Raw genomic sequence first — 12038 nt, 5'->3', positions numbered from 1 at the left:
ATGACGTGATCAAGAACGGGCACGTCTTCGCCCCCGACCGCGGCTTCCTCGCGTTCACCGCCCCCGGGATGGCCGACTTCATCCACCGCACCGTCACGACGTGACGGCCGAGGCTGGCGCCCGGAACGGCTAGCTGGCCTGCTTCTTCGCCGCGGGCTTCTTCGCAGGGGCCTTCTTGGTCGCCGGCTTCTTCGCGGGCGCCTTCTTCGCCGGGGCCTTCTTCGTCTCGGTGTCCGCCGCGTCGTCGGCGTCGGATCCCTTCGACGCGGCGCCGGAGCCGGACCCAGACGACCGTGAGCCGCCGGACGAACGCGACCCCGAGCCTCCCGTCCGCTTCTTGTCCACGGACGCGCGCAGCGCGGCCATCAGGTCGATGACGTCACCGCCCTCGTCGTCGTCCGTCGCGGCCTGCTCGCCGAAGGTCGCGGAGGTGTCGACGTCGTCACCCGACTCGAGCTTGGCGTCGATGAGCTGCTGCAGCTCCGCCTGGTACTCGTCGGTGTAGCGGTCCGGGTCGAAGTCGGTCGACATGCTCGCGACCAACGAGGACGACATCTTCAGCTCGTTCGCGCTGACCTTCACCGAGGTGTCGAGGGCCGTGAAGTCGGCGGCGCGGACCTCGTCGCCCCACAGCAGCCCCTGCAGCAGCAGCACGTCGTCGTGCACCCGCAGGACGCCGAGCCGGGTCTTCTGCCGCAGCGTGAACTGCACGATCGCCAGGCGGTCGGTCTCCTCGAGCGTCCGTCGGAGCAGGACGTACGCCTTCGGGGAGCGGGAGTCTGGCTCGAGGTAGTAGGTCTTCTCGAACATCATCGGGTCGACCTGGTCGACGGGGACGAACTCGAGCACCTCGATCTCGTGCGACTGCTCCTGGGGGAGCTTCTTGAAGTCGTCGGCCGTCAGCACGACGGTCTTCTCGCCGTCGTCGTACGCGCGCTGGATGTCGGCGTACTCGACCTCGTGGCCGAGCTCGCACACGCGCTTGTACCGGATGCGGGCCTTGTCCTCGTCGTGGACCTGGTGCATCGACACGTCGTGGGTCTCGGTCGCGGCGTAGACCTTGATGGGCACGTTGACCAGCCCGAACGCGATGGAGCCCTTCCAGATCGACCTCATGCGCTCATGATGCCCGGATGCACGTGGGAGCGTGCGGGTTTTCCCTGCTCCCTCGGTGTGACGGGGGGAACGAGCGAGCACGATGGACGCATGAGCCAGCTGGACAAGGACGACCCGCGCACGCAGTACGCACGGCCGCCGTTCCCCGCGCAGACGCAGCAGGGGTCGGGACGGGCCAGCGAGATGGACCCGCCGCCGGACCACGGTGAGACGAGCTACGTCGGCACGGGGCGGATGACCGGGTACCGGGTGTTGGTCACCGGCGCCGACTCCGGCATCGGTCGCGCGGCGGCAATCGCGATGGCGAAGGAGGGTGCCGACGTCGTGCTGAACGCCCTGCCCGAGGAGATCGACGACCTGACCGAGGTCCGCGACCTGATCGGCGACCTCGGGCGCAAGGCGGTCATGTTCCCCGGGGACCTGACCGACGAGGCCTTCTGCCAGGAGCTCGTCCGGACTGCCGTCAGCGAGCTCGGCGGCCTCGACGCCCTGGTGCTCGTCGCCGGCAGCCAGCAGGTGCACGAGGACGTCGCCGAGCAGTCGACCGCGGACTTCGACCGGACCATGAAGGTCAACGTGTACGCGATGTTCTGGCTGGTGCGGGAAGCCGTCCCGCACATGGCTCCGGGCAGCGCGATCGTCACGACGAGCTCGGTGTCGGCGTACGAACCGCAGGGTCGCATGATCGACTACGCGGCGACCAAGGCAGCGATCATCACGTACACGAACGGCCTCGCGCGGCAGCTCGCAGCGAAGGGCATCCGCGCCAACACCGTGGTCCCCGGCCCCGTGTGGACGCCGCTGCAGCCGATCAGCTACCCCGGCGACGAGATCGCGTCGTACGGGCAGGGCACCCCGTTCGGTCGGCCGGCCCAGCCGGTCGAGCTCGGCAGCGCCTACGTGTACCTCGCCGGGCCGGAGTCGTCGTACACGTCCGGGACGACGCTGACGGTGGCGGGAGCGACCGGGGTCGCGCTGTGAGCCCCGCGGCGCGGACGGGTCCCGCGGCGCGGACGGGTGCCGCGGCGCGGAAGACCACCGTGCTGGTCGGCAACCGTCGACTCGCGCTGACGAACCTCGACAAGGTGCTCTACCCGGAGACCGGCACGACCAAGGGGCGGGTCGTCGAGTACTACGAGCGTGTGGCCCCCTGGATGATCCCGCACGTCAAGGACCGGCCGATGACCCGGAAGCGCTGGGCGAACGGCGTCGACGGCAAGGTCTTCTTCGAGAAGAACCTGCCCGACTCCGCGCCCGACTGGGTCCGGCACCACACGATCGAGCACTCCGACCACGACAACGAGTACCCGGTCGTCGACGACCTGCCGACGCTGGTCTGGATGGCGCAGCAGGCGGCGCTCGAACTCCACGTCCCGCAGTGGCGCTTCGGCCCGCGCGGCGGGCGGCAGGACCCCGACCGGCTGGTGCTCGACCTGGACCCCGGCGAGGGCGTCGGGCTCGCGGAATGCGTCGAGGTGGCGGTCGCCGCCCGGGAGGTCCTGCAGGGCATGGGACTCGACCCCTACCCGGTGACGTCGGGGTCGAAGGGCATCCACCTCTACGCCGCACTCGACGGCCGGGCCTCGACCGACCAGGTGTCCGAGGTGGCGCACGAGCTGGCCAGGGCACTCGAGCAGGACCTGCCCGACCTGGTGCTGTCCTCGATGAGCCGGGCCGAGCGGCGGGGCAAGGTCTTCGTCGACTGGTCCCAGAACAACGGCAACAAGACCACGATCGCCCCGTACTCGCTCCGGGGCCGGTCGACGCCGACCGTTGCTGCACCGCGGTCATGGGGCGAACTGACCGAGCAGGGGCTCGCCCAGCTGACGCTGGACGAGGTGCTGGAGCGACTGCAGGACCACGGGGACCTGCTGCACCCCGTCGCCGCCGGCGCGCTGTCGGTCGGGAGGCCCGACTCCGGTCACTGGGACAGCGATCGGACCCAGCGGGCGAACGACGCCGAGCAGCCTGGTCGCGACCGGCTCGCCGCCTACCGTGCCAAGCGGGACGCGTCGAAGACACCCGAGCCCGTCCCGCAGGACGCCCCGACGGTGCGGGCGGACGGCACCCCGACCTTCGTGATCCAGGAACACCACGCGACCCGCGACCACTACGACTTCCGGCTCGAGCACGACGGTGTGCTCGTCAGCTGGGCCCTGCCGAAGGGCGAGCCGACGGACCCGGGGAAGAACCACCTGGCCGTCATGACCGAGGACCACCCGCTCGAGTACGGCTCGTTCGAGGGCACGATCCCGCACGACGAGTACGGGGGTGGGACCGTGACGCTGTGGGACGACGGCACGTACGACCTCGAGAAGTGGCGCGAGGGGGAAGAGGTCATCGTGACGCTGCACGGCCGGACCAACGGCAACCGGCGTCTGGCGATCCTGCACACCCGCGGCCGGGGACGCGGGCGCGACGGCGACGAGAAGAACTGGCTGATCCACCGCACGAAGGAGCAGCCCGACGACGCAGCTGAGGCAACGGGGAGCGGAACAACGGCGGTGGTCGGCCGGGGAGCCGGCCCGCGAGCACCGCGGACCCCTGCGACGGCGCCGGCGTCGACCCCGCCGTCCGACCGGCAGACCATGCAGGCGACGCTGGCGAAGGGGCCACCGGACCTCGACCCCGCGGACTGGGCGTTCGAGATGAAGTGGGACGGCGTCCGCGCGCTCGCGACCGTCCGTGACGGCGAGGTCACCCTGCGCAGTCGCAACGGCAACGACCTGACGGCGCAGTACCCCGAGCTGCAGGAGCTCGGCGAGCGCGCGGGCGTGGACGGGGTCTTCGACGGCGAGGTCGTCGCGCTCGACGACCGCGGGCGCCCGCGCTTCCAGCTGCTGCAGGACCGCATGGGCCTGACCAGGAAGCGCGAGGTCGACGCCGCACGCGAACGCACCCCGGTGCGGTTCATGCTCTTCGACGTGCTGGAGGCGGACGGACACGAGCTCACCCGGTTGTCGTACGACCGTCGCCGCGAAGCGCTCGAGACGGTGGTCGAGCCGGGTGGGGCGATCGAGTTCCCCGCCGCGGTCGACGGCGACCTCGCGAAGGCGGTCGCCGACTCGGCGCGGGCCGGGCTGGAGGGCGTGGTCGCGAAGAAGCGCTCGTCCCGGTACGCAGAAGGACGCCGCTCCGAGGCATGGCTCAAGATCAAGCACCACGCCACGCAGGAGGTCGTGGTCGCGGGCTGGAAGCCGGGCAGCGGGCGACGCGAGGGTGGGATCGGGTCGTTGCTGCTCGGCATCCCGGGCGACGACGGGCTGCAGTACGTCGGCAAGGTCGGCACCGGGTTCAGCGACCGGGACCTCGACGAGATCGCGGAGGTGCTCGCACCGCTCGGCCGGGACACCTCGCCCTTCGTGGACGTGCCCCGCGCCGACGCCCGGGACGCACACTGGCTCACCCCGGCGCACGTGGGCGAGGTCGAGTTCGCGGAGTGGACCGCCGACGGCCGACTGCGCCAGGCGTCGTGGCGTGGGTGGCGCGCGGACAAGTCGCCGGACGACGTGGTGCGGGAGTGAGCGCGCACGCGGCACCATGCGTGCGCATCGGCTCCGCTGGAGGCGAACTTCCGTCCCCCGACGACGCCGTCGATGGGGGACGATCCTGTCTGCCCCGCCGTGATCGACCGCGGGGCTGTTACGTTCGCCGGGACGAGAGGTGCGGCGATGGGCGCGAGCAACTACCTGCCACCGTTCGACGCGGACGAGCGCGCCACGGCGTCCGGGAACGACACAGGGGCCGACGGGGGACGACGAGCACCGCGGGCTGCGGGCGAGTCGAGCGCGGTGATGACGGCAACGGACGCCGAGGTCACGTACGCCGACTTCCTCGGCGACGAGGTCGAGGACTGATGCCGGTCGATCCGTCGGCACCGTTCGCGCCACAGCGGGTGGGGCGGCCCGTGCGCCGGATCAGGGAGCGCACGGACCGCCGCCCAAGCGCCGTGACCGGTCGTTCAGGGTGACCGGCCACGGCGCGCTCGACCCGTCCGCGCGACGGCGGACGGCAGCTCCGTACTGACGACGAACCGACAGCACGTTTCGTCACGCACGAATCCGACCACGATCCGGGAAGGCCCGACCACTGACCGAGCAGCAGCCGCTCGCGTCCCTGTCGGACGCCTCACTCGTCGAGCGTTCGGCCGACGGCGACGCAGCGGCGTTCGGCGTGCTGATCCGTCGCTACGGCCCGCTCATGCGCGCGTACGCGGCGCGCATCCTCGGGTACGGCGACGGAGAGGCGGACGATGCGGTGCAGGAAGCCGCGCTGCAGGCCTGGCAGCGGATGGAGCGCGTCGAGGACCCCGACCGCGTCCGGACGTGGCTGTTCCGCATCGCGGCGAACAAGGCGCTCGACCGCCTGCGGCGGCGGCACCCCCACCTCGACCTGGAGGCCGTCCCCGAGCCCCCGACGGACCGCACGGTGGACCAGGTGGTCGAGACCCGGATGCAGGTCGACGAGCTCGCGAAGGTCGTCCGCAACCTGCCGGACGCGCAGCGAGCAGTCTGGGTGATGCGGGAGGTCGGGGGCGCGTCCTACGCCGAGATCGCGGAGCAGACCGGGATGTCGGCAGCAGCCGTCCGTGGGTCCCTGGCACGTGCGCGGCGAACAGTGCTCGAACAGATGGAGGGGTGGCGATGACCGACGACCAGGTCGACGACCGCTACGGCGCCTTCACGCTCGACGAGCTCTCCGACTACCTCGACTCGGGACGCGACCCCGTCCGTGACGACATCGAGGCCGACCCGGCGGCGACGGATGCCCTGCAACGGCTGGAACGGCTCCGCGCGGCGTCCTCGGACCTGCTCGACGCGGACGTCCGCACTGCCGGTCGGGATGACGAAGGGTGGATCACCGGCGTGCTCGCGACCATCCGGACGACCGCGCACGCCGGACGGGACATCCCTGTGCCCGACGCAGACCCCGCGTCGGCGCTCGTCGTGACCGAGGGCGCGCTGCGTGGACTCGTCCGCGGGCTCGGGGACGCGATGCCCGGTGTGCTCGTCCGGCGCACCCGGTTCACCGGCGACCTGTCGACACCCGGGGCCGACATCGACGTCGAGGTGACGATCGCCGCGGCAGCGGACGCCCCGCTCCGGGACCGGGCGGAGGCCCTGCGGGTCGTCGTGCACGCTGCGCTCGAGGAGCACGCGCCGTTCACCGTCCGGGCCCTGACCGTGCGCGTCGCCGACGTGCTGGACCCCGGGAGCGCATCGTGACCGCAGACACCCGGGCGCTCTCACGCGCCGTGACCGAGGCGGTCCTCGCCGTGCCGGCCGTCCGGTCGGTCATCCCGCCGGGACCGAGCCTGGCGGTGCTGGTCCGCGACGTCCGGTCGGTGCTGGACCTGCCGCGTGACGGTGGCGCGGTCCTGGTCGAGGACCGCGACGACGGCGTCCGGGTCCGGGTGGTCGCCGCGGTCGGAGCCCAACGGTCGGCGATCGCGAGCGTGCGAGCCGTGCGCGACGCGGTCGTGGCGAGCGTGGAACTCGCGACCGGCGAACGCCCCGTACGGGTCGACGTCCGGGTCATCGAGATCCTCTGACCTGTCCGGACACGACCTGGTCCGGCTGCCGGAGCGGCCTGATGTGGTCCGGCGTCGGTCCGGCGTCGGTCAGGCGGCGGGAGCGGGCCCGTCGGTCGGCTCGGCGTGGTCCGCGACCGGCAGACCCTCGTCCACGAGGTCGTCCTCCTCGGGCTCGACCACGTCGGCCGCTGCGGCCTTCGCCTCGTCGATCGCCTGCTGCGACTCGCGCAGGAGTCCGTCGTCGCCGGTGGGTGCCTGTTCGCTCATGACCGCGACGTTACGCGGGAGCGCCTGAACCGGTCTCACGGCGCGGACGGCGCTGCGGCTCGTAGTCGACGGCCGAGGTCGGGGCGGGCGAGGTGGGCATCATCGGGAGCGCCGGTGCACCGTGTGCGTCGGCGGCGTCGAGCACCGCACGCGTGGCCGCAGCGGCCAGCCGGAGTGCGTCGCCGACGGGCAGCGCACGGTGGGCCGGTGTCCGGACCTCGACGCCCCACGGTTCGTCGTGGCCGAGTTCGCGGGCGACACGGACGACCCCGGGGACGTCCCACGCCGCGGCGCCCGGCAGGTAGCGTGCCGAGCGCGACTCCTCGGCGAGGGTCATGCCACTCGGGGTCGAGAGCAGGCCGTCGCTCAGCTCGACCGCTGCGAGCACCGACGGGTCGACGCCCTGGCGGATCGACGCGAGCGTGGACCCGCCCCGCAGCGCGTGCATCACGTCCAGCAGCACGCCGCCGCTCCCCGCCGTCGTGACGAACCGCGAGGCCCGCTCCACCGTCGGCAGGTTCGACCACGGTTCCGGCTCGAGGACCAGCTGTGCCCCCACCCCCTCGGTCTGCCGTGCCAGCGCCACCCAGTCGTCGAGCATCGCGGCGGGGGAGACGCCCGGCAGGGACACGTCAGCACGAGCCACCACCTGCCACGCGCTGAGCGACGCCGCGGCCTCGAGGAGGACCCCGCGCTCGCCACCGGACCCGGCCGTCGCGTCGGAGCCCGTCCACCACGTGCTGAGGGTCCCGAGCTGCACCCAGACGATCCCGGCATCGTCGAGCATGCGTCGCAGCCGGGCGAAGCCGATCGTGGCGCGGACCTCGTACAGGTCGTCGAGTGCGAGGGCGATCCCCGCGAACCCGGCGTCACCGACGGCGCGGACTCGCTGGTCGATCGGTTCGTCGCCGTCCCAGGTCCAGGACGTCGCCAGCAGGTCGTGTTCGAGCACGTCGCACCTCTTCCCCGGTGCACGCGCGGCGGTCGCCCTCGACCCCGCCGACACCGATCAGGACACCGCGATCCCGACACGGCGTCGGGTCCAGGGATACCCGCCGTGCCTCCGAGCGCTCACAGCGCCCGGCAACACCCTCGACACGCGCTCACACCAGTCGCGTGCGGACGCTCCCGACCCCGGCGATCGTGCCCTCCAGTGTGGAGCCGAGCGCGACCACACCGACACCCTCCGGGGTCCCCGTCATCACGAGGTCGCCGGGTTCGAGCCGCACCGCGCGCGACAGCTCGGCGATGACCTCGGCGACCGACCAGATCTGGTCACCCAGGTCACCGTGCTGGCGGCGCTCGCCGTCGACCAGCAGCTCGACCGTGCCCCGGGTCGGGTCGACCGTGCCCGCGGGGACGACGGCGCCGATCGGGGCCGAGGCGTCGAACCCCTTCGCCATGTCCCACGGTCGCCCGAGCCGCTTGGCCTCGGCCTGCAGGTCGCGGCGCGTCAGGTCCAGCCCGACGGCGTAGCCCCAGACGTGGTCGAGCGCGTCCGCCACGGCGATGTCACTGCCGCCGCTGCCGATCGCGACCACGAGTTCGACCTCGTGTTCAAGTCGTTCCGTCATGGACGGGTAGGACGTGTCCGCGTCGTCGGCCACCACCGCGTCGGCTGGCTTGGTGAAGAAGAACGGCGGCTCGCGGTCCGGGTCGTGCCCCATCTCGCGGGCGTGCGCCGCGTAGTTCCGTCCGACGCAGAACACGCGGCGGACCGGGAAGCGCCCGCCCGTCGTCGTCGGGACGGTCGGGAGGGCCGGGGCCGGGATCACGAGGTCGGACACGTCCTCAGCCTGCCAGACCACGGCGGCCCGGCGCCGGTCAGTCGGCGAACGACGCCTCGTACCGCAGTGCCCGCGCCCGGGCACGCTCCTGACGCTCGCGCCACTCGGCGCGGAGCTCTGCGAGTTCGACGTCGCGGCCCTTGGCGCGCATCAGCGGGCCGTAGTGCGGGTTCGCCAGCAGGCGCGGGATGCAGACCTCGGCACGCCACAACTCGAGTCGGAACTCGTCATCAGTCAGATCGGAGATCATTGTCGTCCCTTCGGCCTGTTCTCGCGCGCACGATCCACCGGAGCGCGTCGTACATCCACTCGTCGTCGTCAGTCGTCCAGGAGCGCGTGGCCAGCGCATCCGCCAACAACGCGGCGGCGGCACGCCGGTCCGTCTGCCCGGACAGGGCCCGTTCCGTGACCCACGACCAACGCTGCCACCACTGGTCGCGGTGCGCCAAGAACTCCGTATTCCGCCGCATCGCGCGGCCCTCGCGCAGGGTCACGAAGGTCGCGCCGACCGCCGCACATGCGCTCAACACCGACACGAGCACGCTCGCCCACCCGATCCCTGATCCGTCCATGTGGACAGCGTCGCGCGCAGGGCGGGTCCGCAGACGGGCCGGCGGCCGTCCTGTGGAGACTGCGCCGGGCCTCCTGGATGTGGAGGACTAGTTCCCCGGAGCGGCCGCCTCGGTCTCGCCCTCACCGGGGTCGCCGCCCGTCCCGCCGACGGCGGGCTCGTCCTGCGGCCAGCCGGAGAACTGCCAGCCCTCGACGGACGGGTGGTCCTCGCCCTTCGCGTACGCGTACGCCCGTGCCGCGTCGCGCGCCTCGGCGAGCTTCGCGATGAGCCCCGCGTAGCGGTCCGGGTCGACCCGGGTCAGCGCGTCGTGGGCCAGCGCGAACCGGTCCATCTCGTTGCGCATCAGCATGTCGAACGGCGACGTGGTGGTGCCCTGCTCGAGGAAGCCGTGCACGTGCAGGTCGTCGTGCCCGTGGCGACGGTAGGTGAGCTGGTGCACGAGTGAGGGGTACCCGTGGAAGGCGAACACCGCCGGGGTCCCGGGCAGGAAGAGCTCGTCGTACCGTTCGTCAGGGATCGGGTGCGAGTGCTTGCGGGTGTCGCCGAGCGAGAGCAGGTCCACCACGTTGACGACGCGGACGCCGACCTCGGGAGCGAGCTGGTTGATCAGGTCAGCGGCGGCGATCGTCTCCACGGTGGGCACGTCACCAGCGCTGACGAGCACGACGTCGACGTGGCCGACGCGCTGCTCGGTGCCGGCCCAGTCCCACACGCCGACCCCGGCGTCGGCGTGCGCGATCGCGTCCTCCAACGACAGGAACACCGGCTCCGGGTGCTTGCCGGCGACGATCACCTCGATGCGGTCGGTCGTCTCCATCGCGTGGGTCGTCACGGCGAGCAGCGTGTTCGCGTCGGCGGGGAGCTTGATCCGGACGAGGTCCTGCTGCTTCGAGGCGACGACGTCCAGGAAGCCGGGGTCCTGGTGCGAGAAGCCGTTGTGGTCCTGCCGCCAGACGTGCGACGACAGCAGGATCGTGAGGTTCGACACCGGTGCGCGCCAGTCGATGCCCTCTGACGACTCGAGCCACTTGGCGTGCTGCCCGACCATCGAGTCGATGATGTGCGCGAAGGCCTCGTAGGTGTTGAGGATGCCGTGGCGACCGGACAGGACGTAGCCCTCGAGCAGCCCCTCGAGCAGGTGCTCGGACAGCACCTCGATCACGCGGCCGGTCGGGGCGAGGTGCTCGTCCTCGGGGTCGTTGCCGGCACGCCAGACGCGGTTCGTCACGTCGAACACCGCGTCGAGCTTGTTCGACACGGTCTCGTCCGGCCCGAACAGCCGGAACGACGACGGGTTGCGTCGTGCCAGCTCGGCCAGCCACGGGCCGAGCGTGCCGGTCGAGGACGCGTCGGAGCCGGCCTCGACACCGAACTCCGTCAGGTCGGGGCGGTCGAGCGCGGTGCGGATACGTCCACCGTTGGCGTGCGGCGTCGCACTCATGCGCTTGTCGCCCTCGGGGCGGATCGACTCGAGCAGCCCGATGCCGGCCCCCTCGGCGTCGAACAGCTCGGACGGGTCGTAGGACTCCATCCAGCCCTGCAGCTGCTCCAGGTGCTCACGGTTGTCGCGGACGGCCGGGAGCGGCACCTGGTGGGCACGGAACGTCCCCTCCACGCGCTGGCCGTCGACCTCCTTCGGCCCGGTCCAGCCCTTCGGGGTCCGCAGGACGATCATCGGCCAGCGCGGCCGGATGTCCGATGCCCCGGCCATCTCGCCGGCGGCGGCACGGGCCGCCTGCGCGCGGGCGGCGGCCTGGATGTCGTCGATCGCGGCGAGGGCACGGCGGAGGGCGCCGTCGAACAGGGCGTGCACCGCGAAGGGGTGGTCGCCGACCCGGGAGGAGTCGACGATGATCGGGTCGTACCCGAGCCCGCGGAAGTACGCCGTCAGGTCCTCGGCCGGGATGCGCGCGAGGATCGTCGGGTTCGCGATCTTCCACCCGTTCAGGTTGAGGATCGGGAGCACCGCACCGTCGGCGACCGGGTCGAGGAACGTGTGGGCCTGCCACGAGCCGTTGAGGGGGCCGGTCTCGGCCTCGCCGTCGCCGACGACGCAGGTCACGACGAGGTCGGGGTTGTCGAGTGCCGCCCCGTAGGCGTGCGCGAGGGAGTACCCGAGTTCGCCGCCCTCGTTGATCGAGCCCGGGGTCTCCGGCGCCGCGTGCGACGGGATCCCGCCCGGGAAGGAGAACTGGCGGAAGAACTGCTGCAGCGTCGTACCCGGGTACAGCTCCTGCCAGGTGCCGTCGAGCCAGGCGTTCGCGTTCATCGCGGGACCGCCGTGCCCCGGGCCGCAGATGTAGAGCATGTCCCGCCCGGAGGACGCGATCAGTGCGTTGCAGTGGGCGTAGACCAGGTTGAGCGCCGGTGAGGTGCCCCAGTGTCCGAGCAGGCGCGGCTTGATGTCGTCCGGGGTCAGCGGGCGTTCCAGCAGCGGGTCGTCCAGCAGGTAGATCTGCCCGACGGTCAGGTAGTTCGCCGCACGCCACCACGCGTCGATCGCGCGGATCCGGTCGGTCGTCGGCAGGTGCTCAGGAGCCATGCCACCACCGTACGGACGGCGGCTGCGGCGGTGTCGGGAAAACTCGTCCCAATCCGTTCTGCGAGGGGTGCCGAATCAGCAGCACAGGGCGAACGCCCAGAAGGCTTCCCGGTCTCGTCCGGTCGGGGCTCAATCAACTCACAGAAGAGGAACGATCACCATGCGCAAGATCACCAAGACCACCCTCTCGGTCGCCGCTGCCGGCGCGATCATCCTCGG

The 12038-nt window shown here is 71.9% G+C and carries 13 protein-coding genes; 6 read left to right on the top strand and 7 right to left on the bottom strand.

The genetic code is table 11. The features are described 5' to 3' along the window. Window positions 1–129: 129 nt before the first annotated feature. Window positions 130–1116 carry a Ku protein gene (locus tag ASG04_RS15850; protein ID WP_056126326.1) on the bottom strand — a complete coding sequence of 329 codons (987 nt, stop codon included), beginning with the start codon at window positions 1114–1116 and terminating at the stop codon, window positions 130–132. Window positions 1117–1206: 90 nt separating this feature from the next. Here ASG04_RS15850 and ASG04_RS15845 point away from each other — a divergent pair, with 90 nt between their 5' ends. The 6 genes from ASG04_RS15845 to ASG04_RS15820 all read left to right on the top strand — a co-directional run bounded on the left by ASG04_RS15845 (window position 1207) and on the right by ASG04_RS15820 (window position 6667). After that, entirely contained in the window at window positions 1207–2097 is an 891-nt protein-coding gene (locus ASG04_RS15845; protein ID WP_056126324.1) for an SDR family oxidoreductase, read from the top strand. Next, a complete protein-coding gene (locus ASG04_RS15840; RefSeq protein WP_056126322.1) occupies window positions 2094–4640 on the top strand; it encodes an ATP-dependent DNA ligase in 2547 nt (848 codons plus the stop codon). Before ASG04_RS15845 ends, ASG04_RS15840 begins: the two co-directional genes overlap by 4 nt. A gap of 147 nt (window positions 4641–4787) precedes the next feature. Beyond that, window positions 4788–4973, top strand: a complete 186-nt coding sequence (locus ASG04_RS15835; RefSeq protein WP_056126320.1) for a hypothetical protein — start codon at window positions 4788–4790, stop codon at window positions 4971–4973. Window positions 4974–5175: 202 nt separating this feature from the next. Continuing rightward, on the top strand, window positions 5176–5763 hold the full coding sequence (locus ASG04_RS15830) for an RNA polymerase sigma factor (protein WP_414835841.1): 588 nt from the start codon (window positions 5176–5178) through the stop codon (window positions 5761–5763). Next, window positions 5760–6341: a hypothetical protein gene (locus tag ASG04_RS15825; protein ID WP_146245284.1), complete on the top strand. Its 582-nt coding sequence runs from the start codon at window positions 5760–5762 to the stop codon at window positions 6339–6341. Before ASG04_RS15830 ends, ASG04_RS15825 begins: the two co-directional genes overlap by 4 nt. Then, window positions 6338–6667, top strand: coding sequence for a hypothetical protein (locus ASG04_RS15820; protein ID WP_056126314.1), 330 nt, complete (start codon window positions 6338–6340; stop codon window positions 6665–6667). Before ASG04_RS15825 ends, ASG04_RS15820 begins: the two co-directional genes overlap by 4 nt. Before the next feature lie 69 nt (window positions 6668–6736). Here ASG04_RS15820 and ASG04_RS15815 read toward each other — a convergent pair whose 3' ends face one another. From ASG04_RS15815 to ASG04_RS15790, 6 genes are all read right to left on the bottom strand, one after another. Continuing rightward, window positions 6737–6916 (bottom strand): hypothetical protein, encoded by a 180-nt coding sequence (locus tag ASG04_RS15815; RefSeq protein WP_056126312.1) that lies wholly within the window; start codon window positions 6914–6916, stop codon window positions 6737–6739. Between the two features lie 10 nt (window positions 6917–6926). Next, the gene (locus ASG04_RS15810; protein WP_056126310.1) at window positions 6927–7868 is read right to left on the bottom strand and encodes a sugar phosphate isomerase/epimerase family protein; all 942 of its coding nucleotides are present in this window, start codon (window positions 7866–7868) and stop codon (window positions 6927–6929) included. A 151-nt stretch (window positions 7869–8019) separates the two neighbouring features. Further along, complete coding sequence (locus tag ASG04_RS15805; RefSeq protein ID WP_056126686.1) at window positions 8020–8703, bottom strand: fumarylacetoacetate hydrolase family protein; 684 nt, start codon at window positions 8701–8703, stop codon at window positions 8020–8022. Window positions 8704–8740: 37 nt separating this feature from the next. Continuing rightward, window positions 8741–8953: a hypothetical protein gene (locus tag ASG04_RS15800; protein ID WP_056126309.1), complete on the bottom strand. Its 213-nt coding sequence runs from the start codon at window positions 8951–8953 to the stop codon at window positions 8741–8743. Then, window positions 8934–9275: a hypothetical protein gene (locus ASG04_RS15795; RefSeq protein ID WP_056126307.1), complete on the bottom strand. Its 342-nt coding sequence runs from the start codon at window positions 9273–9275 to the stop codon at window positions 8934–8936. The genes ASG04_RS15800 and ASG04_RS15795 overlap by 20 nt, the downstream gene beginning before the upstream one ends. 87 nt (window positions 9276–9362) lie before the next feature. Beyond that, window positions 9363–11819, bottom strand: coding sequence for a phosphoketolase (locus ASG04_RS15790; RefSeq protein WP_056126305.1), 2457 nt, complete (start codon window positions 11817–11819; stop codon window positions 9363–9365). Window positions 11820–12038 lie beyond the last annotated feature (219 nt).

Origin of the sequence: Curtobacterium sp. Leaf183, from assembly GCF_001424385.1 — a bacterium.
Lineage (GTDB): Bacteria > Actinomycetota > Actinomycetes > Actinomycetales > Microbacteriaceae > Curtobacterium.
This window is presented reverse-complemented; position numbering and strand designations above follow the sequence as displayed.